Annotated in this window: 20 protein-coding genes; 15 read left to right on the top strand and 5 right to left on the bottom strand. The window is 71.7% G+C overall.

Annotation, left to right across the window (positions count from 1 at the left end; translation table 11 throughout):
• Positions 1–192: 192 nt before the first annotated feature.
• The 9 genes from ACG00Y_RS10840 (at position 193) to ACG00Y_RS10880 (ending at position 13,787) form a co-directional block, all read left to right on the top strand.
• Positions 193–1,140, top strand: a complete 948-nt coding sequence (locus tag ACG00Y_RS10840; protein WP_394478668.1) for a diguanylate cyclase domain-containing protein — start codon at positions 193–195, stop codon at positions 1,138–1,140.
• A gap of 2 nt (positions 1,141–1,142) precedes the next feature.
• A complete protein-coding gene (locus tag ACG00Y_RS10845) occupies positions 1,143–5,225 on the top strand; it encodes a PAS domain S-box protein (protein WP_394478670.1) in 4,083 nt (1,360 codons plus the stop codon).
• A gap of 51 nt (positions 5,226–5,276) precedes the next feature.
• Entirely contained in the window at positions 5,277–5,669 is a 393-nt protein-coding gene (locus tag ACG00Y_RS10850; RefSeq protein WP_394478671.1) for a DUF2946 family protein, read from the top strand.
• A gap of 90 nt (positions 5,670–5,759) precedes the next feature.
• On the top strand, positions 5,760–8,084 hold the full coding sequence (locus tag ACG00Y_RS10855) for a TonB-dependent receptor (protein WP_394478673.1): 2,325 nt from the start codon (positions 5,760–5,762) through the stop codon (positions 8,082–8,084).
• 10 nt (positions 8,085–8,094) lie between these two features.
• Positions 8,095–9,411, top strand: a complete 1,317-nt coding sequence (locus ACG00Y_RS10860) for a PepSY-associated TM helix domain-containing protein (protein WP_394478675.1) — start codon at positions 8,095–8,097, stop codon at positions 9,409–9,411.
• 10 nt (positions 9,412–9,421) lie between these two features.
• Positions 9,422–9,592: a hypothetical protein gene (locus ACG00Y_RS10865; RefSeq protein ID WP_394478676.1), complete on the top strand. Its 171-nt coding sequence runs from the start codon at positions 9,422–9,424 to the stop codon at positions 9,590–9,592.
• Complete coding sequence (locus ACG00Y_RS10870) at positions 9,589–10,044, top strand: copper chaperone PCu(A)C (protein ID WP_394478678.1); 456 nt, start codon at positions 9,589–9,591, stop codon at positions 10,042–10,044. Before ACG00Y_RS10865 ends, ACG00Y_RS10870 begins: the two co-directional genes overlap by 4 nt.
• Before the next feature lie 30 nt (positions 10,045–10,074).
• Positions 10,075–12,150, top strand: coding sequence for a TonB-dependent receptor family protein (locus tag ACG00Y_RS10875; protein WP_394478680.1), 2,076 nt, complete (start codon positions 10,075–10,077; stop codon positions 12,148–12,150).
• A 212-nt stretch (positions 12,151–12,362) separates the two neighbouring features.
• Positions 12,363–13,787, top strand: coding sequence for a PepSY-associated TM helix domain-containing protein (locus tag ACG00Y_RS10880; protein WP_394478681.1), 1,425 nt, complete (start codon positions 12,363–12,365; stop codon positions 13,785–13,787).
• A gap of 11 nt (positions 13,788–13,798) precedes the next feature.
• Here ACG00Y_RS10880 and ACG00Y_RS10885 read toward each other — a convergent pair whose 3' ends face one another.
• The 4 genes from ACG00Y_RS10885 to ACG00Y_RS10900 form a co-directional block, all read right to left on the bottom strand.
• The gene (locus ACG00Y_RS10885) at positions 13,799–14,416 is read right to left on the bottom strand and encodes a PEP-CTERM sorting domain-containing protein (protein WP_394478683.1); all 618 of its coding nucleotides are present in this window, start codon (positions 14,414–14,416) and stop codon (positions 13,799–13,801) included.
• 1,062 nt (positions 14,417–15,478) lie between these two features.
• A complete protein-coding gene (locus ACG00Y_RS10890; RefSeq protein ID WP_394478685.1) occupies positions 15,479–15,928 on the bottom strand; it encodes a hypothetical protein in 450 nt (149 codons plus the stop codon).
• A gap of 31 nt (positions 15,929–15,959) precedes the next feature.
• Complete coding sequence (locus ACG00Y_RS10895; protein WP_394478687.1) at positions 15,960–16,481, bottom strand: c-type cytochrome; 522 nt, start codon at positions 16,479–16,481, stop codon at positions 15,960–15,962.
• A complete protein-coding gene (locus ACG00Y_RS10900) occupies positions 16,478–17,302 on the bottom strand; it encodes an SRPBCC family protein (RefSeq protein ID WP_394478689.1) in 825 nt (274 codons plus the stop codon). The genes ACG00Y_RS10895 and ACG00Y_RS10900 overlap by 4 nt, the downstream gene beginning before the upstream one ends.
• Positions 17,303–17,484: 182 nt before the next feature.
• Here ACG00Y_RS10900 and ACG00Y_RS10905 point away from each other — a divergent pair, with 182 nt between their 5' ends.
• Positions 17,485–18,159, top strand: a complete 675-nt coding sequence (locus ACG00Y_RS10905) for a hemerythrin domain-containing protein (RefSeq protein ID WP_394478691.1) — start codon at positions 17,485–17,487, stop codon at positions 18,157–18,159.
• Here the strand turns inward: ACG00Y_RS10905 and ACG00Y_RS10910 are convergent.
• Positions 18,126–20,765 carry a winged helix-turn-helix domain-containing protein gene (locus ACG00Y_RS10910; RefSeq protein WP_394478692.1) on the bottom strand — a complete coding sequence of 880 codons (2,640 nt, stop codon included), beginning with the start codon at positions 20,763–20,765 and terminating at the stop codon, positions 18,126–18,128. The two genes, ACG00Y_RS10905 and ACG00Y_RS10910, sit on opposite strands and share 34 nt — an antisense overlap.
• 108 nt (positions 20,766–20,873) lie before the next feature.
• On the opposite strand from ACG00Y_RS10910, the gene ACG00Y_RS10915 reads away from it, so the two are divergent.
• The 5 genes from ACG00Y_RS10915 (at position 20,874) to ACG00Y_RS10935 (ending at position 25,345) form a co-directional block, all read left to right on the top strand.
• Complete coding sequence (locus tag ACG00Y_RS10915; protein WP_394478693.1) at positions 20,874–22,550, top strand: alkaline phosphatase D family protein; 1,677 nt, start codon at positions 20,874–20,876, stop codon at positions 22,548–22,550.
• A gap of 19 nt (positions 22,551–22,569) precedes the next feature.
• Entirely contained in the window at positions 22,570–23,148 is a 579-nt protein-coding gene (locus tag ACG00Y_RS10920) for a DVUA0089 family protein (protein WP_394478694.1), read from the top strand.
• Between the two features lie 32 nt (positions 23,149–23,180).
• Positions 23,181–24,248 carry an alpha/beta fold hydrolase gene (locus tag ACG00Y_RS10925; RefSeq protein ID WP_394478696.1) on the top strand — a complete coding sequence of 356 codons (1,068 nt, stop codon included), beginning with the start codon at positions 23,181–23,183 and terminating at the stop codon, positions 24,246–24,248.
• A 117-nt stretch (positions 24,249–24,365) separates the two neighbouring features.
• Positions 24,366–24,764 (top strand): hypothetical protein, encoded by a 399-nt coding sequence (locus ACG00Y_RS10930; protein WP_394478697.1) that lies wholly within the window; start codon positions 24,366–24,368, stop codon positions 24,762–24,764.
• A gap of 11 nt (positions 24,765–24,775) precedes the next feature.
• Positions 24,776–25,345, top strand: coding sequence for a PEP-CTERM sorting domain-containing protein (locus ACG00Y_RS10935; RefSeq protein WP_394478699.1), 570 nt, complete (start codon positions 24,776–24,778; stop codon positions 25,343–25,345).
• Positions 25,346–25,400 lie beyond the last annotated feature (55 nt).

Below are 25,400 nucleotides of genomic sequence, written 5' to 3' on the forward strand. Positions count from 1 at the left end.
TGGACGCGCCGCAGGGCGACATCTGCGGTCGCCACCTCGTTTACCCGAATGAGATCGGCATACCGTGCTGTTGTTATCAATTTCAAGCGCAGCAAATGCGCACACATTCGGCCAAATCAGCACAATTGATAAAAACATCCAGCAAGCAAACCCGGACTCCCGGCGCGCAGCCGCTTGCACAGGGAAGCCACCATGCAGTCCATCCTCATCGTCGACGACAACGTGCCACTAATCCAGGTGCTCGCCCCCATGCTGGCGGGCCAGGCCAGGGTGCGCTTTGCAACGAGCGGCGCTGCGGCGCTGCAGCAGATGCGCCGGGACCCGCCTGACCTGGTGCTGCTGGACGCCGAGATGCCCGACATGGATGGCTACCAAGTCTGCCGGGCGATGCAAGAGGACCCTGAGCTGCACCCCATCCCGGTGATCTTCGTCACCGGCCATGACGACCTGGACGCCGAGCTGCGCGGCCTGGCCTGCGGTGCGGTGGACTTCATCAGCAAGCCGGTGCGCGAGCCGCTGCTGGCGGCGCGCGTGTCCACGCAGCTGCGCGTCAAGCGCCTGACGGACGAGCTGCGCCGCCTGGCCGCGCTGGACGCACTCACGTCGCTGCACAACCGCGGCAGCTTCGACCAGCGGCTGAGCCAGGAATGGCAGCGCTCGGTGCGCACGGGCGAGCCACTCGCCCTGGTGCTGCTGGACGTCGATCACTTCAAGCGCTTCAACGACCACTACGGCCACCCGGCCGGCGACGCCTGCCTGCGCGCCGTGGCCCAGGCCATCGATGCGCAGGCTCGGCGGCCAGGCGACATGGCCGCCCGCGTCGGCGGCGAGGAGTTCGCCGTGCTGCTGCCCAACACGACGGCCGCCGGTGCGCGGGAGGTGGCGCAGAGCATCCGCCACGCCATCAGCGGGCTGCAGATCCCGCACGCGGCCTCGCTGCACGCCGCCCACGTGACCGCCAGCCTGGGTCTTGCCGTGTGCGTGCCGAAAGATGCAGCCCCCGGCACCGACGAGCAGGCCCTGATCGGGGCCGCCGACCGGGCGCTGTACGAGGCCAAGCAGGCCGGCCGCGACCGCGTCTGCGCTGCCCCGCTGCTGCAGGGCAGGCTGGCCGACGCCGTGACCTGCTGCGAGGCTTGACCGTGAACGCCTCCTGGCAGCGACTGCGCGGCGCGCTGGGGCCCGGCACACGCGCGGTCGCGGTCATCGCCATCATGCTGGCGACCAGCATCTGCACGGCCACCATTGCCTACTTTGCCCAGGTGCACAACAACCGGAACGACGCCGCAGAGCGCTTTGCCGCGCTGGCACAACGGGTCAAGCTTCAGATCGACGAGCGGCTGCATCGCTACGAATACGGGCTGCGAGGCGCGCGCGGCGTGGTGGTCGCGGCCGACGGCACGACGACGCGGGAGGCCTTCGGCCGCTACGCGTCCTCGCGCGTCATCGAGCAGGAATTCCCTGGTGCACGCGGCTTCGGCATCATCTGGCGCGTGGCCGAAAGCGACGAGCGGCGCTTCGTGCAGGGGATGCACGCCAGCGGCCTGCAGGACTTCAGCGTGCGCCAGTTCGGGCCGCACACCGGCGAGCGCTTCGTCATCACGTACGTGGAGCCGCTGGCGCTGAACAAGGCCGCCATCGGCCTGGACATCGCTTCCGAACCTAAGCGGCGCGAGGCCGCACAGCTGGCCGCCGCCAGCGGCAATGCCACGCTGAGCGCGCCCCTGACGCTGGTGCAGGCCTCCGGGAGCAGCTCGCGCGGCCTGCTGCTGCTGCTGCCGATCTATCGCACGGGCCTGCCCGGGCTGCTGCCGCAGGACCGGGAGCGGGCGCTGATCGGCTGGTCCTACGCGCCGCTGCTGATCGACGAAGTGATGCGCGGCCTGGACGTCGAGGAGGCCCAGTTCTCACTGCAGCTGCACGACATGGACGCCGATGCGTCCACCGCCTTCTACAGCGCGCGCCAGCCCGACGCCATCGACGACCACACGCTCGAAGTCCAGCAGGCCGTGAACCTGTATGGCCGCCGCTGGGAGGCCAGGCTGCGGCCCACGCAGGCCTTCATCACGGCGCTGCACCAGAACTCGCCGCGGACCGAGGCGCTGGAGGCGCTGCTGCTGGGCCTGGCCTGCTCGGGGCTGATCGCCACGCTGCTGCAGCTGATGGACAGGGCGCGCGGCCAGCGCCTGGAACAGGCGCGGCGCGCGGCCATCGTCGACGGCAGCAGCGACGCGGTCATCGTGCAGACGCTGGACGGCGTCATCACCGACTGGAACGACGGCGCCGCCCGGCTGTTCGGCTATGCCATCGACCAGGCCAAGGGCCGCACCGCCACCGAGCTGCTGCTGCCGCCGGGCCTGGAAGGTGAGGACGAATCCATGCGCACCACCGTCGCCCGCGGCGAACGGGTGCAGGTGTTCGAGACGGTTCGCCGCGCCAGCGACGGCGAGCTGATCCCGGTGTCGATCACGGCGTCGCCCATCCGCGACGGCAAGGGCCAGGTCGTCGGCGCCGCCAAGATCCTGCGCGACGTGCGCGAGGCCCGCGCGGCCGAGCAGCGCATGCGCGAGCTCAACGCCAGCCTGGAAGACCAGGTTCGCGAACGCACCGCGCTGCTGGAAGCCGCGCAGCGGGACTCCGCTGCCCTGCTGCAGACCCTGCACCAGCACGCCATCGTCTCCGTCGCGGACCGCGCCGGCCGCATCATCGACGTCAACGAGGGCTTCTGCCGCATCTCGGGCTACACCCGCGACGAACTGCTCGGCCGCAACCACCGGGTCGTCAACTCGGGCAGCCACCCGCCCGAGTTCTGGCAAGGCATGTGGGCCACCATCAGCAGCGGCCGCAGCTGGCGCGGCGAGGTGTGCAACCGCGCCAAGAACGGCTCGCGCTACTGGGTGGACAGCGTCGTGGCGCCCTTCCTGGACGCCCAGGGCCGCGTCGAGAAATACATCTCCATCCGCACCAACATCAGCGACCGCAAGCGCACCGAGCTGGAGTTCCAGCGCACGATGACGCTGCTGCGCACGGTGCTGGAGGCATCGACCCAGGTGTCCATCATCGCGGCCGACCCGGCCGGCAAGGTCAGCGTGTTCAACAAGGGCTCGGAGCTGCTGCTGGGCTACCGCGCGGCCGAGGTCGTGGGCCAAGTCAGCGCATTGCAGTTCCTGGACAACACCGGGCTGCCTGACGACGGGCGGCAGGGTCCGCCCGATGCCCTCCCGCTGCCCGACGGCAGGCTGGCGCTGCTGCACGATGCCACGCTCAGCGAGCCGCGCGTCTGGTCCTATCTGCGGCGCGACGGCAGCCAGGTGCCGGTCTCCATGGCCCTGACCCGCATGCGCGACGAGCACGGCGAGCTGCTGGGCTACCTGGCCATCGCGCACGACATCAGCGCCCGCCTGGCGCACGAGGCCTCGCTGCGCAGCGCCATGCAGCAGGCCCGCGAGGCCAACGAGGCGAAGAGCCGCTTCCTGGCCAACATGAGCCACGAGATCCGCACGCCGATGAACGCGGTGATCGGCCTGTCCCACGTGCTGGGCAAGAGCGCGCTGAACCCCGACCAGGCCGGCCTGCTGGCGCGCATCGACGTGGCCAGCAAGGGCTTGATGGCCATCATCAACGACGTGCTGGACCTGTCCAAGATCGAGGCCGGCGAGATGCGCCTCGAAGCCGCGCCCTTCGACCTCGACGCGCTGGTGCGCGACGTGACCTCGCTGATCAGCGTGGCGGCCGAAGACAAGGGCATCGCCTTCGCCGCCGACGTGCAGGGCGAGCCCACCCGCACGCTGGTGGGCGACAGCACGCGGCTGCGCCAGGTGCTGCTCAACCTGCTCAGCAACGCCGTCAAGTTCACCGTCGCCGGGGGCGTGCGCCTGCTCGTGCAGGTGGCAGCGGCGGACGCACCGGGCGAACCGGCCGTGGACCTGTGCATCCGCGTGAAGGACAGCGGCATCGGCATCCCGGCCGACGTGCAGGGCCAGCTCTTCCAGCCCTTCGTGCAGGCCGACACCTCCACCACGCGGCGCTTTGGCGGCACCGGCCTCGGCCTGTCCATCGTGCGCCAGCTGGTGGCGCTGATGGGCGGGCAAATCACGCTGAGCAGCACGCCGGGCCAGGGCAGCGAATTCCAGGTCCGGGCGCGCCTGCCCGTCAGCAGCCAGCCCCTGGAGCCGGCCGCCACCGGGCCGCTGCAACGCCGCGCCGGCCCGGGCCTGGCTGGCCTGCGCCTGCTGGTGGTGGACGACATCGAGATGAACCGCGAAGTGGCCGCGCGCATCCTGCAGGGCGAGGGCGCCCGCGTGGTGCTGAAGGCCAACGGCCAGGAGGCCGTCGACGCGCTGCTCGGCGACGGCCCGGCCTTCGACGCCGTGCTGATGGACGTACAGATGCCGGTGCTGGACGGCCTGCAGGCCACGCGCCGCATCCGCCAGGCACCAGGCCTGCTGGCCCTGCCCGTCATCGGCCTCACGGCGGGCGTCGCGGCCGACGAGCAGCGGCTGGCCCTGGCGGCCGGCATGAACACCGTCGTCGGCAAGCCCTTCGACCCGGAGACGCTGGTGCTGGCCATCCGCCGCCTCGCGGCGGCCGCGCCCGCCAGCGCGGAGGACATGAGCGAGCCCCCTGCAGCGGCAGCCGGCTGCCCGGCAGACTGGCCGCGCCTGGACGGCGTGGACGCCCGCCTGTCCTTCCGGCAGCTCAAGGGCGACACGGCGCTGCTGCGCCGCGTGTTCGAGCACACCCTGGCGACGCTGCGCGAGCTGGCTGCGGCAGCCGACACAGGCGCGGCACCGGACCGCCTGGCCGGGCTGCTGCACGACCTCAAGGGCATGGCCGGCACGCTGGGCGCGGCGCCCCTGCGAGCCCTGGCAGGCGAGGCCGAACGGCTGCTGCGCGCTGGCGACAGCGCGGCAGCGCAGCCGCTGCTGGCCGCCATCGCGGCGCTCGCGGCCGGCCTGGAGGGCCAGCGCGAACGACTGCCCGCCGCCGCGCCTGCAGCAGCAGCCGCAGCAGCACCGGCACCGCTGCAGCAGCAGGCGCTGGCGGCACTCATGCAGCGGCTGACCGCCAACGACCTCAGTGCGCAAGAGGCCTTCCGCCCCTTGATGCCCGCGCTGCGGCAGCGCCTGGGCGACGAGGCCTTCGCGCGGCTGGAGACGGACATCGACTCGCTGGCCTTCGATGCGACACGGCAGACCCTCGAGGACGCGCGGCTGGCGGCTTAGCAAGGTGGAGCGGCACGGCACTGTGGCAAACCCTGCCTAGAATCGCCGCCCATGTTCCGTCAGCACCGCGCCCGCGCTCGCCACCATGCCTGGTGGTGTGTGGCCGTGCTCGTGCTGGGCATGCTGGCGCCGGGCATCAGCGCGGCGTTGGCGCATGCGCGGGGCGACTTTTCGGCGTGGCAGGACGTCTGCCGCGCGCCGACGGCCTCGCCAGCCGGCCAGAAGGCCCAGCCCATCGAGGCGGCGCTGGACCTGCTGGCCAAGGGTCATTGCCCCGCCTGCCACATCGGCGGCGCCGACCTCGCCGGCCCACCGCCGGCGCCGGCCCAGGTGCTGCTGCGCAACGACCTCGTGGCCGAGGCGCCCGAGCGCTTCTGGACCGCCCCGGTCACCGCCCACGCCTGGCGGCCTGCCAGCGCCCGCGCACCTCCTGCATTGATCTGAGCACTGTGCCCGCCCCGGCGGCCTGACGGCCCCGGGCACTGCCCCATGCCGCACCGGCAGGGGCCTGACTCCGATCACTGCAGTTTTCCAATGACCAAGCACACCCTCACGGGGCTGGCGCTCGCCTGCCTCGCCCCCGCCCTCGCGCACGCCCAGGGCGTGGCCACCGACGCCCAGCTCACCCCCGTCACCGTCAACGGCACGGCCAGCAAGACCGGCCTGCCCGCCGCCGTGCCCGGCACCACGGCCAGCAAGACGGCCGAGCAGCTGCGCGAGCAAAACCTCTTCAACCCCGAAGACGCGCTGAACTACGCGCCCGGCACCACCGTGCGCAAGCGCTACCTCGGCGACCGCAATGCGCTGCTGGCCGGCCGCAGCTTCGGCACGCTGCAGCCGTCGCGCGCGCTGGTCTACCTTGACGGCTACCTCATCAGCAACTTCCTGGGCCGCTTCGACGCGCCGCGCTGGAACATGATCTCGCCCGAGGCCATCGCCCGCGTGGACCTGCTGTACGGCCCGTTCTCGGCGCTGTTCCCCGGCAACTCCATCGGCACCACGGTGGCCGTGAGCCAGCGCGTGCCGCAGGGCTTCGAACTGTCCGGCCGGCTGATCGCCAGCAGTCAGACCTTCAAGCAGTACGGCCAGGCCGAGCGCTTCAATGCCGGCCAGTTCTCGCTGCATGTGGCCAACCGCTTCGACGGCGGCCTGTGGCTGAGCGCCGACCTGAACCACCAGGACGCCACCTCCCAGCCCATGCAATACCAGACCGTCGTGGCCAACGCGGCGGGCAGCTTCCCCAACGTGACGGGCACGCCCACCACCGTCACGGGCATCGTCTACGACACCGACCCCAAGGGCCTGAAGCGCGCCGTGTTTGGCGCCAACGCCGGCGCCATCGACCACACCGTGCAGGACACCCTCAACCTGCGCGGCGGCCTCATGCTCACGCCCACGCTGGAGGCCAGCGCGATGGCTTCCTGGTGGCATAACGACACCGAAACGCGCAACGACAGCTGGCTGCGCGATGCGTCGGGCAACACGGTCTGGTCCGGCGTGGTGACCGACGGCACCAACCGCTTCAGCATCCCCGCCAGCGGCTTCGCGCCCTCCACGAGGCTGGAGACCCACCAGCAGCTCGGCGCCACGCTCAAGACCAAGCGCGGCCCGGGCTGGAACGGCTCCCTGGTGGTGTCGGACTACCGGCTGCTGAAGGACGACAACCGCCAGGCCAACAACCCCGACCCTGTGGCGGCAGGCGGCGGCGCCGGCAGCCTGACGCTGCGCGACGGCACCGGCTGGAACACCGCCGAGGTGCAGGCCAGCTACACGCCCACGGCAGGTGACTCGGGCGGTGGCCGCCACAGCCTGGCCCTGGGTCTGCACCGCAACGGCTACCGGCTGGAAAACGCCGTCAACAACGTCGCTGACTGGCGCAGCGACACGGGCACCCAGGCGCAGTTCTACGGCGGCAAGACCGAGATCACGGCGGTCTATGTGCAGGACGCCTGGCGCGTGGCCGACGACTGGCTGCTGACCCTGGGCTGGCGCGAGGAGCGCTTCAAGACCTTCGCCGGCCGCCAGCTCGGTGGCGGCGTGACGGTCAACTATGACGGCCGCACGCTGACCGGCAGCTCGCCCAAGGCCGCACTGGCCTGGGCCGCGACCGACCGCCTGCTGCTCAAGGCCAGCCTGGGCCGCGGTGTGCGCTTCCCCAACGTGGAGGAGCTGTACAACGGCACCGTCACCGCCACCAGCCAGACGCTGTCCGACCCCACCCTGAAGGCCGAGACGGGCGACGCCTTCGAGCTCAGCGCCGAGCAGGACTGGGACCGCCAGCGCCTGCGCGTGTCGCTGTACTGGGACGACGTGCGCGACGCCATCCTGCGCCAGTCCACCACCGACGCCGCCGTCTGCAAGACCACGGCCACCGGCGCCAGCAACTACACCTGCGTGCAGAACGTGGACCGCGTGAAGACCCGCGGCATCGAGCTGGCCTGGCAGGCGCAAGACCTGGTACTGAAGGGCCTGACGCTGGAGGCCAGCGCGGCCTACACCTTCAAGAGCGAAGTCACCGCCAACAGCCGCGACCCGGCCATGGTGGGCCAATGGTGGCTGCGCGTGCCGCGCACCCGCGCCGCGCTGCAGGCCAGCTACCGGCCCGATGCGCAATGGCTGCTCGCTGCCGGTTTTCGCCACCAGGGCCGCGCCTACAACGACACCTACAACCTGGACGTGAACCCCTACGTCTACGGCGGCGTCTCCAAGGTCAACCAGCTCGACCTGCGCGGCGCCTACAAGTTCAGCCGCCAGCTGGAACTGGCCCTGGGCGTCAACAACCTGACCGACCAGCTGGCCTACCAGAGCCACCCCTACCCGGGCCGCACGCTGTTCGCTGAAGTGCGCTTCAACCGCTGAGGGACAGCACATGAGCACGCTCTCCTCGTCGTCCGCGCTGAACCGGCTGTTCTGGCGCCTCCACTTCTGGGCCGGCCTCATCAGCTCGCCCATCATCCTGTTCGCCGCGCTGACCGGCCTGCTCTACGTCTTCACGCCGCAGATCGAGGCCTGGCGGCATGCGGACGTGGACCGTGTGAATGTGGGTTCACAGCGCCTGCCGCTCGATGTGCAGGTGCAGGCCGCGCTGGCCGCAGCACCCGATGCGGCGCTGCGCCACGTCGTGTCGGCCCATGCGGCGGATGACAGCACGCAGGTCTGGCTGCGCGCGCCGCACGCCCACCACGGCGCCGGCGGCGAGCATGACCACGGCTTGCCGTCGGGCAGCATCGTCTACGTGAACCCCTACACCGGCCAGGTGCTGGGCCAGCTGCAGGAGATGGACCGCTTCAAGACCTGGGCCAAGAAGCTGCACTCCAACGCGTTGCAGGGTGACGGCTGGCGCTGGCTGATCGAGCTGGGTGCGAGCTGGATGCTGGTGCTGTTTGCCACCGGCCTGGTCATGTGGTGGCCCAGGCCGCAGGCCCGAGGCGGCGACGGCTGGCGCGCGCTGGTGCCCCGCTGGGGGCGCGGACGGGCCACCTGGCGTGACCTGCATGCGGTGGTGGCCATTGCGCTGGGCCTGGTGCTGGCCGTCGTGCTGGTGACCGGGCTGACCTGGGCCGAGCACAGCGGCAAGCGCTTTCGCGACATGCAGCGTTCGTTGTCCCAGGACGCCCCGAGGGCGCCCAAGGGCTTGCAGTCCACCGCCGCTGAAAGCCCGCACCTGAGCTGGCAGGCTGCCTACGACACGGCGCGCAGCCGGGCACCCGACATCGCCATGCAGCTCACGCCGCCGGCCGGCAAGGACGGCGTCTGGCGCGCCGAGAACTTCGACCGCAGCCAGCCCACCGGCCGCTTCAGCCTGGCGCTGGACGCACGAACCGGCGCCACGCTGTTTGCGAGCGGCTGGTACGACTTCCCCGCGCTGGCCCAGGCCACGGCGGTGGGCATCCCCTTCCACCGCGGCGAGTTCGGCGTATGGAACCAGGTGCTGCTGGCCTTGGCCGCGCTGGCGGCGGTGTTCTCGGTCGTCTCCGGCTTCGTCATGTGGTGGCAGCGCCGGCCGCGCGGCAAGGTCGCTGCGCCCACGCTGCCGGCGCGCACGCTGAAGGCCGTGCCGCTGTGGCTGTGGCCGCTGATGGCTGCGCTCGGCTGGGCGATGCCGGTGTTTGGCTGGAGCCTGCTGGCCTTCGTGGCGCTGGAGGGGCTGGCCGCCCTGGCGCCGCGTCGCAAGACGGCGCACTGAGCCCCCACCCATGAGGTTCACCCACCTGCTGCTGCGCGCCGCCGCGCACGGGCTCATCGGCATCACGCTGGGCCTGGCCACCTGGCTGATCGCCGACAGCCTGCCGCTGGCCTTCCAGGCACCCGCTGGCACGGCCAGCTGCCCCAGTCCCTCTTTCCTCACCCCTGGAGAAGCCACATGAATATCCGCCCCATCCTGCTCGCCACCTGCATCGCCTGCGCCGCCGCGCCGGCCGCCGCGCAAGTCGTCGTCAAGGACGCCTGGGTGCGCGCCACCGTCGCCCAGCAAAAGGCCACCGGCGCCTTCCTGCAGATCACCTCGCCCAGCGATGCCCGGCTCGTGGCCGTCAGCGCGGTTGGTGTGCCCATCGTCGAGATCCACGAAATGTCCATGCACGACGGCGTCATGAAGATGCGCGCGGTGCCGTCGCTGGCCCTGCCGGCCGGCCAGGCCGTCGCCCTGAAGCCCGGCGGCTACCACGTGATGCTGATGGACCTGAAGCAAGCCCTGCCCGCCGGCAGCACGCTGCCACTGACGCTGGTCGTCGAAGACAAGGCCGGCAAGCGCGAGCGCATCGAGGTGCAGGCCCAGGTCCGCGCGCCAGGCGCCGCCCAGCCCGCGCACGGGCACTGACACCGCAACCTCCAACCACCGAATCCCGCCATGCACCCCATCTCCCGCGCTCTGCTGTCCGCGCTCGTCATCAGCCCCTGCGCCGTCGCGCAATCTCCCACCACCCCGGCCGGCCAGTTGCCGGCCGTGCTCGTCACCGGCAAGACCACGGCCGACCCCGTCGGCAAGGTGCTGGCCGCCGAGCAGGCCGCCACACCCGGCGCCGTGACCCTCGTCGACGGCGAAGACCTGCGCCAGCGCAACGTCACCAGCCTGGCCGACGCGCTGCGCTATGTGCCCGGCCTGTGGGTGGCCAGCGGCTCCACCGGCGACTCCACCTTCTTCTCCGCGCGCGGCTCCAACCTGGACGCCACCAACTACGACGGCAATGGCATCAAGCTGCTGGTCGACGGCTTGCCCGTCACCGCCGCCGACGGCAACAACCACAACCGTGATGTCGACCCGCTGTCGGCCCGCTATGCCGTCGTCGCGCGCGGCGCCAACGCGCTGACCTATGGCGCCAGCACGCTGGGCGGCGCCATCGACTTCATCACGCCCACCGCCCGCGACGGCGCGGCCAACGAGGTGCTCGTCAATGGCGGCAGCCACGGCCAGCGACAGGCCCGCGCCACCGTGGGCACGGTGGCCGGCGCCTTCGACGGGCTGCTTACCGTCGAGGGCAAGCGCAGCGACGGCTACCGCGACCACCAGCGCCAGCAACGCAGCGGCCTGTATGCCAACGCCGGCGTGCAGTTGGGCGACGGCGTGCAGACCCGCTTCTACGCCACCGCCATCGACAACGAACAGCAGCTGCCAGGTGGCCTGACGCGCGACGAATGGCAGGCCAACCCGCGCCAGGCCCAGGCCGCCGCCGCGGCTGGCGACTACCAGTACAACGTCAAGACCTGGCGCCTGGCCAACAAGACGAGCTGGCAGATCGATGCCGACAGCAGCCTCACCGCCGGTCTGTCCCACGAGCGCCAGCAGCTCTTCCACCCCATCGTCTACGCGCCACCCTACTTCAGCCTGCTGATCGACACCGAACAGCGCAACACCGGCGCCACGCTGCGCTACCAGCGCCGCGCTGGCGCGCACGACCTGCTCATGGGCCTCAACTACGGCCGCATGACGGTCAAGGGCACAAACGACAGCTACACGCCAGGCACGTGGTTGCAGACGCCGTTCACGCGTGTGGACAACAGCGCCGACAGCCTGGAGTTGTTCCTCATGGACCGCTGGCAGTTCGCGCCGGGCTGGACAGCCGTGTACGGCGCCCAGGCCGTCAACGCCAGCCGCGAGATCCGCAACACCAGCGTGCCGGGCGGCGTGCTGCGCAACCCCAAGGCCGACTACGACAGCATCAACCCCCGTGCCGGCCTGATCCGCCAGCTCACGCCAGCAGTGCAGCTCTTCGCCAACCTGAGCCGCCTGTACGAGGCGCCCACGACCTATGAGCTGGAGGACGACGCGCGCGCCGACGGCTCGACGCTCAAGGCCATGAAGGGCACCGTCGCCGAGATCGGCACGCGCGGCAGCCTCACCGAGGGCCGCCACCGCTGGCACTGGGAGACGGCGCTGTACTGGGGCAAGCTCAGCGACGAGATCCTGTCGCGCGAGAAGCCGGGCGCGCCGGGCACCAGCCTGTCGATGAACGCCGGCGGCACCGTGCACGCGGGCGTGGAAGCCCTGCTCGGGGCCAGCCTGGCACTGGACGACGCGGGCACGCACCGCATCGAGCCGCTGGTCAACGCGACGCTGAATCACTTCAAGTTCAAGGGCGACACCGTCTACGGCGACCGCGACCTGCCGGCCGCGCCGAAGTACGCGGTCAAGGGCGAGCTGCTGTACCGCCATGCCAGCGGCTTCTTCGCCGGCCCGACCTTCGACATCGTCGGCGCCCGCTGGGCCGATTTCAGCAACACCTACAAGGTCGATTCGTACACGCTGTGGGGCCTGCGCGCCGGCTTGAGCGGCCAGCGCTGGGAGGTCTATGCCGAGGCGCGCAACCTGGCGGACAAGGCCTATGTGTCGCTATTCAGCGTGCAGGACAAGGCGGCGGCCAATGCCGCCATCCTGTCTCCGGGCGAGCCGCGCTCGTTCTACGTCGGTGCGCGCCTGAAGTTCTGAAGTGAAACTGAAGCCCCTCGCTCAGTCTTGCCGCGCTGAACGCGCGCACGCCCAGTCGGCCCCCCGAGGGGGCGGCGATGCTTGCGGCATCGTGCCGCAAGCATCGCCAACGCGGGCCGGCTTGGGAGCGGCCCGGCGCTCGGCCCGAAATGCACCCGTTTCATCCCCTGCGGGTGACGCGTAGCGCCATGAAAAACTGAAATGCAGACCCGATGAGCACCACCACCGCCACCCCGCCCGAGGCCGCCGCCGGCAGCGGCGAGTCCTCGCTCTACCGGCGCGTCTGGCGCTGGCACTTTTATGCCGGCCTCGTCTGCCTGCCCTTCCTGGTGCTGCTGGCCGTGACCGGTGGCCTCTACCTGTTCAAGGACCCCATCGAGGGCTTGCTCTATCGGCAGCTGCTGACTGCCGACAGCCGCCCGGGTGCAAGCCAGAGCGCCGAGGCGCTGGTGGCCCGCGCGCTGGTGGCAGAGCCCGGCCATGCCGTGCGCTTCGTCGCGCCAGCCGCGCCGGGGCGCAGTGCCGAGGTGGGCGTGCGCACGGCGGCCGAGGGCGTGGTGGCGGTCTACCTGGACCCGGCCGACGGCCGCGTGCTGGGCCGGCTGCCGGACGAGTGGCGGCTGATGAGCGTCGTCAAGCGCATCCACTCGCTGGCCATCGCCGGCCCGGTGGCCAACTACTGGATCGAGGTCGTCGCCGGCTGGGCCATCGTGCTGGTCGCGTCGGGCCTGTTCCTGTGGTGGCCGCGCGGCCGCTCCGGCGGCGTAATCAGCGTGCGCGGCGCACCCGCGCAGCGGCTGTGGTGGCGCGACCTGCATGCGGTCACCGGCGTCATCGCTGCGGTGGCCATCCTGTTCCTGGCCGTCACCGGCATGCCGTGGTCAGCGTTCTGGGGCGAGCAGTTCGGGCGCCTCACCAGCACCTGGGGCGTGGGCGCGCCCAAGTACATCTGGGGCGGCACGCCGCAGTCCAGCCTGCCGCTGGCCGGGCTGCCGGCCGTGCCCTGGGCGCTGAGCGAGCGGCCGCTGCCGCAGTCGCAGGACCCACACGCGGGCCATGACGGCGATCACGGTGAACAACCCCCCGTGCCTGCAGCGCCCAAGGCCGCGGCGGCGCCGTCCCTCGGCATCGACCGCGCCCTGCAGGTGTTCGCCGGCCTGGGCCTGCCGGCCGGCACGCCGGTGCGCCTGCCTGCGGGGCCGCAGGGCGTCTACACCGCCATGCGCTTTGCCGACGATGTGCGCGACCTGCGCGTGGTGCACCTGGACCGCTACAGCGGCGCCGTGCTCGCCGACGTGGGCTACCGGGACTACGGCGCCGTCGGCCGCGTGACCGAGTGGGGCATCAGCCTCCACACGGGCCGACAGTTCGGCTGGGCCAACCAGCTCGTCATGCTGGCCGGCTGCCTGTCCATTGTGTTGCTGGCCGTGTCGGCCGTGGTGATGTGGCTCAAGCGCCGCCCGCGTGGCCGCCTGGCGGCGCCGCCGCGACGTGCGGGTGATCGCGCGGCGTGGGGCGCGGTGGCTGTGGCGGTGCTGCTCGGGCTGCTCTACCCGCTGTTGGGCGCGTCGATGCTCGTGGCGCTGACGGTGGATGCACTGCTGCCCGGACGCTGGCGGCGGCAGCTGGGCCTCTAGCACCGGCTGCCTCAGGCGGGCGCCTTGAACGCCCGCCGGCGCAGCCAGCCGGCGAGGGTCAGCAGGCCGGCGAACATCAGCGCGGCCTCGCTGGGTTCGGGCACTGCGCTGAGGATGAGCTGCGACGGTAGACCCTCGTTGATCTCAAGCGAACTGAAGAGGTCGACCGCACCTGTCGAATACAGGTTGAAGGACAGATAAGCCGCCGGGGTGCTGCGCACGAAATCGGTGACGTCGAGGAAGACCTCCTGGCCAGCCGAAAGACCGGCCGGAATCTGAAGCTCGCCAAGCAGGCTGCCGGCACGCAGCTCGCCGATGGCCAGTTGCACTGAATCAGAGCCGACGCCGAAAACGCTGACGGCATGCGCATCCGCCGTCCCACCGAGACGGTTCAGCGACAGCCACGCCCGGCCGACATTCGTGCTCAGTGGCGTCGCGAACTTGACCTGGCCGGTAAGACTACCCACCACATACACGAAGCTGCTCTCCACGAAGTAAGCGCATCCCGCGCAGGCGTCGCCGTCGCTGACGGGGTTCTGCCGCAGCGCCGTGGCCGGCGGCAGGTCGACAGGCGACGGCGCCGGGGCTGGCGTGGGTACCGGAACAGGCGACGGTGCAGGCGTCGGCACCGGCGCGGGGGGCGGCGCGGGCCAAGGTGTGGGCGCTGGCGCAGGGCTCGGCGCGGGGACTGGCGCAGGCGCCGGTCCCGGCGGGGTGGGAACCGGAGCCGGAGTCGGTGCAGGCCACGGGCTGGGCGACGGCGTCGGGCTCGGTGTGGGCGCGGGACTCGGCACTGGTGCTGGCGGCGGCGACGCGTACACAGGCGGCGGGGGCGGCAGCGTGTTCCCCGTCGTCGGCCCGTTGCCCGGAGACGGGTTCGTCGTCGGCGGCGGGGGCTGCGTAGGCACGGGCGCTGGAGTGGGAGCCGGAGGCGGCGCTGGCCATGGCCACGGTGCGGGCGCGGGAGGAGGCGGAGGCGGCGGTGTGGGCGTAGGCGCCGGGCTCGGCACAGGAGCCGGCGCCGGTGGTGGGACGGGCGTGGGTGTCGGCGCCGGGCTGGGTGCAGGACCCGGCCCGCCAGGGATGCCGGGCGCTAGCGGCAGACTTTCGCGTGTCGAAAGGTCGCCATTGCCGGCCGAGGGATGCGCGGCAAGAGACTGAGGCACGCGCGCCACGCGCTGCGCCCAGGCCATGCCGTTGGCTGCGCACAGCAGCGCCGCAGCGACCGCAGTGGTCGTCTTCTTCATGGCTCCACTCCCGAAAGGTTTTTGTCTCCCGAATTTGAAGGTTGAACACAACGCCGTCATGACAGCGCCAGAGCCGAACGGACCACCGGTGGCGTGCCTTCAGCCGAATTAGCGGCCTGCGGCCCACGCTGATCGCGGCTTTGTTCACGGACCACCGCGCCGATGATTCAGCCCGTCACCAGTGCATGGCCCCCGGCAACGTTGCGGCCCCTGGCGAGGCGGCACCGCGAGCCGCCCGCGACCCACGAGAAGCACGAGCTCCGGCCCGCAACGCGGCACCTCCCGGTGTCGCTCGCGCCAGCCACCTGCGCTGTGATGAACGCCGCAGCCCTATGCACCTTCGCCGGTGTGTCCCGGGCGGTGTGAAGCGCTCTTTTGCCCCGACCGGGTTTGCTGGTCGGGGCTTTCCTTTTTCGATTTTGCGAAGAGCAAACGAACTACCACTCACCGCATCGCCACGATCCCCCCCTCGCGCCCATGCGCCAGCAGGAACAATCCCGCCTCGCTGCGCTCCCCACTGCGGACGATCACATCCACAAGGCAGGCCCGCCCGGCATCCACCGCGCGCACGACCTTGGTCTGCCTCGGCGCCGACGACCGCCCCAGCCGTTCGATCAACTCGCGATAGACGGCCTGGCGCCCGGCCTCGCCGGCGGCGCCCAGACTGCCGTCCATCGCAAACTGCGCCGTCAGGCCCCAGGCGTCGCTGGCGTTCCAGCGCGAATCGAAGTCGTCCAGCCGGCGCTGCAACGCGGCCTTGTCGTCACAGGCCGAGGCCGAAGCAAAAGCCTCGGACGGCAGGCTGAGCACACCCGCAGCTACGACGGCCAGCGCGGTCACGAGGGCCGAGAACAGGCCCAACGGGGCCGACGAAGAAGAATAGAAACGCTTCATGATGAATCTCCAGGATTGAGGTCGAAAGGGTTCAGGGCTGGGCCGGCGCCAGCGGCTCGGGCACCTTGTTGCGGATGGCCGGCACGCTCTTCAGGTAGGCGAACACGGCCTTGAGGTCGTCGTCCGTCATCTGGCTGTAGACGGGGATGGGCATGGGCGGAAGCACCGGCCGGCCGCGGCCGAGGTGGCGGCCGGTGCGGATGGTCTGCACGAAGTCGTTCTCGCTCCAGCGGCCCAGGCCGGTCTCGACATCGGGCGTCAGGTTGGCCGAGAAGCTCACGCCCCAGGGGCCGGAAAACGCCGTCGCCGTGGCGGCGGTGACCACCATCCACGGCCCCGGCGGCGGCGTGACCGGCGCGGTGATGACGAGCTGCTGCGGGTGGCCCGAGAACAGCCGCGTCATGTCGGGCTCGGGGCCGTGCGGGCCCTTCTTCAGCGGCGTGTGGCAGTCCATGCAGCCGCTGGTGTTGACGAGGTAGCGGCCGCGCTCGATGCGGTCGGTGGCCTGGGCAGTGCCGGCCAGCAGCAGGAGCAGGGGAATGAAGATTTTCATTCGGGTTTCTCAAGGTTGAAGTGATGGGCCAACAAGGCCAGGCCCTTGGCGTCGATCTCGCGGGTGCCCAGGGGCGGCATCTGCTGATAGGGGTTGCGGGTGCCGGCGCGGCGCATGACAGCGGCGCCGTCCACCGGCGCGGGGGCAGCGCCCACGTCCAGCGCCAGCCGCAGCGGCACCGGCACGCCGCCATCGAAATGGCAGTGGCCGCAGTTGGCGTGCAGGTAGCCACGGGCCGCGTGTTCGACGGGGGTGGTCGCGATGAAGTCCGGCGCCTGCGCAGCCCAGGTGGCGGGCGCGCCCTTCAGCAGGCCTTCGCGCAACAGCGCCGGCACGGCTGGGCCCAGCTGCAGCGCGGCGAAGCCCAGCACGGGGCTGCGCGCGCCGGCGTGGCAGGCCATGCAGTCGCCGACCGACGGCACGTCGTAGCGCTTGCCGCCGGGCAGCGCCAGCACCTGGCCGCGGGCAGGCGCACGGATGGCGTCGTCGCCCTGCCAGACGTAGCTGGCGAATTCCCAGCGACCATCGGCAGCCAGCGTGATGACACGCGTCTCGACCGGCCGGCCGTCGACGCTGAACTCCTTCCACAGCCGCGTGCCGGCGGGGAAGCGCAAGGCATTGGGCTGGCTCGCGTCGACCTGGCCACCGGGCGGCAGCGCGATCCAGCGGCGCTTGGCCGCGCCATCCGACCACAGCGCAAAGCGCGGCTCGAAGGCGCGCACGCCGGCCTCGGCCAGGCCGGTCTGGCTCAGGCGCTCTGGCAACGCCGCGCCGGCCGGGGCGGCGAGGCAGAACAGCAGGAGAAGGGCAAGGCGTGGCATGGAGCGGCACTGTGCCGAGTGCCCCTCCCCCGGGCATCGCCCCGACGGGCCAATGTGAGGAATACCAAGGAGCCATGACTTGGGTCATGGCATGGCCCATCGGCGATGGCCCGTCAGGGCGATGGCAGCGGCGGCGCCGGCCGGAACACTGGCGGCCACCAACCCACCACCGGAGTTCCTCCATGACCGCCACCCGCCCCGACCTCTACGCCCACATCCACAAGGCCCTGCGCCTGTTCATGACCGACACGCTGCAGCAGCTCGGCTGCATCGACGTGGACGACCCGCTGGACCTGGCCGCCGGCCTGGCACAGCTGGACGCGCTGCTGGACGCGGCCAAGCACCATGTGGAGAAGGAGAACACCTTCATGCACCCGGCCATCGAGGCGCGCCGCGCCGGCGCCAGCGCCGCCATCGAGGCCGAGCATGACGAGCACCTCGACACCATCGCCACGCTGCGCGCGGAAGGCGCCGCGCTGCGCGCCATGCCGTCAGCGGCTGCTGCCCAGCGCCTGTACCGGCGGCTGGCGGCCTTCGTGGCTCACAACTTCGAGCACATGGCCGTGGAGGAGAGCCGCCACAACCAGGCGCTGTGGGCGGCCTACTCCGACGACGAGCTGCTGGCGCTGCACGGCCGCATCATGGCCAGCATCGGCCCGCGCGAGATGAGCGACGTGCTGCGCTGGATGATCCCGGCCCTCAACCCCGCCGAGCGCGCCATGGTGATCGGCGGCCTGCCGCCGGCCGTTCAAGCACCCGTGCTAGCCTCGGCGCGGGCGCTGCTGAACGACAGCGCCTGGGCCAAGCTGTGCCGGGCCGTCGGTCAGCCGAGCGTGCCGGGTCTCGTCGCCGCGTGATGACGCTGGCTGTTGAACCACGCGGCGGCTTCGCCACGTGAGTTCAGCCCCAGCTTGTCGAGGATGTTGGCCACATGCCGCTTGACGGTGTGCGGGCTCAGGTCCAGCGCGCGGGCGATGTGCTTGTTGCTGGCACCGGCGGCGATCTGGGCGATGACCTCGGCCTCGCGCTGCGACAGGCGCTCGTCGGCCAGTGCACCCGGCGCGGCATCCACCGCCGCCTGCGTCGCGGGCCGCACGGCATCGGCCCAGCCGCGCAGGCGGGCCAGGTCGGCCGCGTCCAGCAGGTCGCCCCAGTCGCGCGCAGCCATCTGCAGCAGCAGCGGCACGGCCCACAGCAGGCCGCCGGGCTCGCGGCGGGCCAGCGCCGGTGCCAGCGCCTCGGCCGCACCCGTGCGGTCGCCCGCGTCGAGCAGCGCCGCCGCCAGGCGCAGGCGGGCCTCGGCCAACTGGCCCAGCAGGTCGCCGCTCTCGCCATCGGCCAGCAGCGCGCGCCAGCCGGCTATTGCCTCGTCGCGCCGGCCATCGAGTGACGCGAGCTGCGCCTGCAGCCCCTGCAGCGGGCGCGGCCGGTGCGGCATCAGCAGGTCCGGCAGGTCGGCGCCGATACGCACCAGGCGCTCGAGGCCGTCCGCCAGCGCGGCGCGGTTGCCGCAGGCCGCCGCCATGCGGCTCATGAAGAACGTGGCATGCCACTGCCCCCAGGCACCGTAGCCCGGCACATGCTCAGCCAGGCGCAGCCGCATCAGCTCCAGTGCCGAGTCGTGCCGGCCGCCGATCAGGTCCAGCATCGCGTGCAGCGCCTGGCCGTGGTTGCGGGCGATGATGAGCCGGCCGAACCAGGCCGCGTCGGCCTCGGCGCGGGCCAGCAGCTGCTGCGACTCGGCCAGCCGGCCCTGCCAGAACAGGTTCCAGGCTTGCGCCATGTGGGCGTTGACGCCGAAGGGCAGCGGCCGCTCGCCCAGCACCTGCATGGCGCCGCGATACCAGCGGTCCACCACCGGCGCCATGTTGGCGCAGGCAATCTGGCGCGGCGCCGGCGAGCCGGTGTACCAGGCCTCCAGCGACGTCGCCTGCAGCAGCTCCGTGACGAGCGCCTCCATCAGCGGCGCGACGGCGTCGAAGCGGCACACCTCCAGCGCATGCCAGGTGCGGCCCAGCAGCGTCATGCGGCGCAGCTCACCGCTGAGCGCGAAGGGGTCGAGGTCGCGCAGCAGCGCCTCGGCCTCGTTCAGGCGGCCCTGCGCGATCAGCAGGATGCTGCGGTGGGCGCGCGACGCACGCAGCCCGGCCTCGTCGCCACGCGCGTCGAACAGGACCTCGGCGCGGCTCAGGTGCCACTCGGCCTGCTGAGCCTCCCACAGCACCCACAGCGCCAGCGCCTTGACGCGGTGCAGCTCGGGGCTGGACTCGGCGAAGTCGGCGTCGAAACGGCGCGTCAGGTCCAGCAAGCCTTGCGCGCCCAGCTGGTTCATCAGCAGCGCGCCATCGCCCAGCAGCAGCTCGGCGGCGCGCTCGGGCCGGCCGGCGGCCAGCAGCAGGCCTTGGCGGCGCAGCGCGTCGGCCTCCAGCACAGCGGCGCGCTCCAGCAGTTGGCGGTGCGCCTCGGGCTGCTCCTGGCGCAGGCGCTGCTGCAGCATGTCGCGGAACAGCTGGTGCAGGCGCAGCGTGTGCGGCGCCAGGTCGACGACGGTGACGAACAGCGACAGCCGCTCCATCTCGGCCAGCCAGTGGGCGGCGTTGCTGTCCTCGCCCAGCGCCTGGCAGCGCGCCGCGTCCAGCTCGTGCAGCACGCTGGTGCGCAGCAGGAAGCCGCGCAGGCCGGCGTCCAGGCGGTCCAGAACCTCGGCGGCGAGGTAGTCAAAGGTGGCGCGGTCGATGGCTGCGGGCAGGCGCTGGCCCTGGCTCATGCCCAGCGCCAGGCGCAGCCCGGCGGGCCAGCCCTGGCAGCGCTCGTACAGCCCGGCCGCGTCGCCCTCGCCCAGGCCCGCCGCCTGCGCCAGTTGCTCCACTTCACCACGCGCCAGCGCCAGCTGCGCCGGGCCCAGGTCGGCCAGCTCGCCGGCCGCGCGCAGCCGCGCCAGGCGCAGTTGCGGCTCGTGGCGGGCCGACAGCACCAGCCGCCAGCGCCAGCCCATGCGCGCCAGCCAGCGGTCCAGGAACTGCAGCGAGGCGGCGTCGACGAGGTGGTGCACGTCGTCCAGCACGATGAGGCCGCGCTCGACCTCGCAGGCCTCCAGGGCGTTCAGCATCGCGTCAGCCGCGGTGACGACCTCGCTGCCGCCGCGCAGCGCCGTGTCGCGCAGGCCCTCGGGCGCCGTGCGCCACGGCGGGTCGAAGGGCTCCAGCGCGGCGAACAGGCAGTCCAGCAGCCGGCCCAGGTCGTCACCCTCGTCCAGCGCCACCCAGGCGACGGCCGTCTCGGCCGACTGCGCGGCCAGCGCCTGCGTCAGCAGAGCCGTCTTGCCATAGCCGGCGGGGGCGCAGACCAGCAGCACGCGCTGTTCGTCCAGCGCCTTGTCGACGGTCGCCAGCAGCGCCGGTCGCGGCAGCAGCAAGCCGTCGCGGGGGCGCGGCGCGCGGGTCTTGGTGTGGGCGAGGGCCATTGGGCGAAATGATAAGGACGTGCCCGGCTGATCCGGCCCATGGTTTCACTGTCGCAGCCCGGTCATGCCAGGTGGCGATAGTCGCGGCCACATCAAACGAGGTCAGCCATGGGTCGCCCCACCAAAGTCCAGCCCGCACGCACCGGCAACAACCGCCGCGACTTCTTCAAGCGTTCCGGGGCCGGCGCCGCCGCCCTGGCGGCAGCACCCGCGCTGCTGCCGCTGAGCGCACAAGCCGCCGTCAACACCGTCTTCCAGCATGGCGTGGCCAGCGGCGACCCGCTGGCGAACCGCGTCATCCTGTGGACGCGCGTGACACCCGCCACGCCCAAGCCGGCCGTCACCGTCACCTACGTCATCGCCACCGACCCGGCGCTGACCCAGGTGGTGCTGCGCGGCAGCACCAAGACCAACCCGGGCCGCGACTACACCGTCAAGGTCGACCCCGCCGGCCTCAAGCCCGCGACGACCTACTACTACCAGTTCACCGCCGAGGGCGCCTCCAGCCCCGTGGGCCGCACGAAGACGCTGCCCACCACCGGCGCGCAAAGTCTGCGCATGGCCGTGGTGAGCTGCTCCAACCACGCCTACGGCTACTTCAATGCCTACGGCCGCATTGCCGCGCGCGCCGACCTCGACCTGGTCATGCACCTGGGCGACTACCTCTACGAATACGGCGCCGGCCAGTACGGCAATGTGCGCACGCCCGAGCCGGCGCACGAGATGGTGACGCTGGCCGACTACCGCCTGCGCCACGCCCAGTACAAGCGCGACGTGGACTCGCAGGCCATGCACCGCCAGCATCCGCTGGTCGCCATCTGGGACGACCACGAGATCACCAACGACGGCTGGAAGGACGGCGCGCAGAACCACCAGCCCGGCACCGAGGGCGACTGGAACGCCCGCGTCGCCGCCGGCCTGCAGGCCTATTACGAGTGGATGCCTGTGCGCCCGGCCAACGGCAACCTGCGCGACAACCACCGCGGCTTTGCCTACGGCGACCTGGCCGACCTGCTGATGCTGGAGGAGCGCCTCAGCGCCCGCTCCAAGCAGCTGACCACGGCCACGCACGCCACCGCCTTCGGCCCCGGCTTTGCGACCACCGACCCCGGCTACGGCGACCCCAGCCGCACGCTGCTGGGCGAGGCGCAGGAAGCCTGGCTCATCAACCGCCTGCGCACCACGCCCGCGCGCTGGAAGCTGCTGGGCCAGGGTGTCATGTTTGCCCAGCTCAAGGCGCCCGGCACCGACCAGGCAAAGGACCCCGGCCTGTACTTCATCAACGGCGACCAGTGGGACGGCTACGAGCCGGCGCGCAACCGCCTGTACGCCGCCATCCAGGGCGACGCCACGAACGCGAAGGTCGACAACCTTGTCGTGCTGACCGGCGACATCCACAGCAGCTGGGCCGCCGACCTGCACCCCAACCCCTACAACCCGGCGGCCTATGACAAGACGACCGGCGCGGGCTCGCTGGGCGTGGAGTTCGTCGGCACCTCGGTCTCGTCGCCCGGCATCGACACCGACACGACCGGCGCCGTGGCCGGCGCCATCCGCTTCTACAACCCGCACTTCAAGTACGTGAACCTCACGCGCCGCGGCTACATGCTGCTGGACGTGAACCGCGACCGCGTCGTCGGCGAATGGTGGTATGTGGACACGGTGGCCAGCCCCAGCAACGTCGAGACCTTCGCCACCGCCTTCGAGGTACGCAACGGCGAGAACCGGCTGCGCCCCTCGGCCCAGACGCCCACGCGCGCCAACCCGCCGCTGCTGGCTCCCTGACCTTTTGCCGAGAACTCCCATGCGCCATCTCATCGCCATCGCCCTGCTCGCGGCCACCTCGGCCCAGGCCGCCGACCTGAGCCTGTCCGGCCAGGCCATCAACCACAACGACAAGATCGTCATCGACTTCCAGGTCGCCGCCGGCAGCACGGTCAGCCTGTGGACCGACTCCTGGCAGTCGGGCCTGAACTTCGACCCGCAGCTCTTCCTCGCCAGCGGCGGCGCCATCGTCAATGCCGACGACGACGGCGGCAGCTTCATCAACGCTGGCGCGGGCGACTTCGACGCCGGCCTGCAGTTCACGGCCGCTGCGGCCGGCAGCTACCGGCTGGTGCTAAACGCCGCCTCCAACGACGCGCTGGGCACCACGCTCGGCGACGGCTTCGCCTACGACGCCGAGGCGCCTATCGCGCTGGCAAGCTGGGATCAGCCCAGCTACGACCTCAACGCCAACGACCAGAAGGGCGGCTTCTGGCGCCTGCACCTGAGCGGCGTCGAGCAGGCCGCCGTGGTGCCCGAGCCCGACCGCTACGCCATGCTGGCCGCCGGCCTGATGAGCATCGCGCTGGTCGTGCGTCGGCGCCAGCGCAAGCAGTAAGCCAGCAGGACTGGGCCGCTTAAAGTGGCCCCATGTCCACGCCGGCCGCACTGCGCCAGGAACTGCGCTTCACCCACCTGCCCTCGGGTGCGCGCATCGCCTGGGCGCGCAGCGGCCATGGCCCGGCCCTGCTGCGCGCCGGGCACTGGATGACGCACCTGGAGTACGACGCCGTCTCCGCCATGTTCCGGCCCTGGCTGGAGCGGCTGGGCCAGAACTTCACGGTCTACCGCTACGACGAACGCGGCTGCGGCCTGTCGGGTAGTGACGACGTGGCGGCCGGCCTGGAGTCGTCAGTCGAGGAGATCGCCGCCGTCGTCGCGGCCGCCGGCCTGCCACGCGTCGCGCTGCTGGGCATCTCCGGCGGCGCGGCGCCCGCCATCGCCTACGCCGCGCGCCACCCCGAGCGCGTCAGCCACCTGGTGCTGCTGGGCGGCTATTCGCACGGCCTGCTGTGCCGCCAGCTCAGCGCGGAGCAGCGGGCCTACCTGCAGGCGCAGGCCCAGCTGATCGAACTGGGCTGGGGCGTGCGGGATGCACCGGTGCAGCAGTTCTTCACCAGCACGATGATCCCGGACGGCGCGCCCGAGCAAGTGGCCGCACTGAACGAACAGCAGCGCCGCTCCTGCGACGCGGCGCGCGCGGTCAGCCTGTTCCGCTCACGGCTGACGCTGGACGTGCGGGCCGAGATCGGCCGCGTGCAATGCCCGACGCTGGTGTTTCACGCCGACGGCGACGCGGCCGTTGGCATCGAGCAGGGCCGCGAACTGGCCGCCGCCATTCCCGGCGCGCGCTTCGAGTCGCTGCGCACGCGCAACCACGTGCCGCTGGCCGGCGAGCCCGCCTTCGAGCGATTCTGCGAGGCCATGACGGAGTTCGTGGGCGCGGGTGCGGGCACGTTCAATGGCACCGCCTTCACACCGCGCGAGCGCGAGCTGCTGGCGCTGGTGGCACGCGGCTGCGACAACCTGCAGATTGCCGCCCAGCTCGGCCTGGCCGAGAAGACGGTGCGCAACGGGCTGTCCAGCCTGTACACGCGGCTGGGCGTCGAGGGCCGCAGCCACGCCGTCGTGCGGGCGCGCGAACTCGGCTTCTCGTAGATCGGGACGGCTGTCCCGGCCGCAGCCCGCGTTTTCGCGCCGAAGCGGACGCCTGTCCCGTAGCCCCGCGGGCCACGCTGGCCTGCAATGGGTGACCTGTTCAACAAGGTTCACCCCATGGCAAGACTTGACTCCATCTTTCACCCCGCCGCTCGCTCCGTGCGGCTGTTCGGCCTCTACCTGATCGTCACCGGCACCGCGCTGCTGCTGGCCCCGGCTGCGCTGCTGACACCGCTGGCGCTGCCCGTGCCGCAGGACGTCTGGGTGCGCATGGCCGGCGTGCTGGCGCTGGCCCTCGGCGCCACGGACGTGCTGACGGCGCACGCCGGCTCGCCGCTGCTGTGGCGAGCCACCGTGTGGCGGCGCGCCGTGGCCGGCGCCGCGCTGCTGGGGCTCGTCGCGGCCGGCATCGCGCCGCCCGCCGTCATCCTCTTCGCCGCCATCGACATCGCTGCCGCCTGCTGGACCGCCCGGGCCCTGCGCAGCGTCAAGCCCACCCCGCTACAGCACGCCTGAAGGAAACACGCATGAACCGCATGACCCACCACCACCTGCCCCGCCTCGCCTCCACCGCCCTGCTCTGCGCCACGCTCGGCGCGGCTCAGGCCGCCAGCTTCAGCGCCAGCGTGCAGGGCAGCTCCGAGATCGTCGAAGTCGTCGACCCCAACGGTCCGGTCGTGCGGGTGCAGACCCTCGCCGAAGGCAGCGGCATTTGGGGCCCGCTGACCTACCACTCCGGCGACGTGATCGACCTGGCCACCGGCCAGGGCACGGGCACCAACCGCTTCGTCGCGGCCAACGGCGACGAGCTGCACGGCAGCTTCAGCGTGCAGATGCTGCCGGGCGCCGACGCTTCGCTGTTCAGCCTGATCGGCCAGGTCAGCTTCACCGGCGGCACCGGCGCCTTCGTCGGCGCCACCGGCGGCGCCAGCTTGCTCGGCAGCGGGCAGTTCATCTCGCCCTCGATGGCGATGACGCGCTTCGACTTCAGCGGCGACGTGTCGGCCGTGCCGGAGCCAGGTTCGGTCGTGCTGATGCTGGTCGGGCTGGCCGGGCTCGGTTGGTTGAGCCGCAGAGAAACGGGGCTTGCCCCTTGACGGGTGGGTCAGCGGCCGGCGCCAGCAATCGCTGGTCAAGCCGGGCCAGCTGGCC

This window comes from Pelomonas parva (assembly GCF_043555835.1).
Lineage (GTDB): Bacteria > Pseudomonadota > Gammaproteobacteria > Burkholderiales > Burkholderiaceae_C > Pelomonas > Pelomonas parva.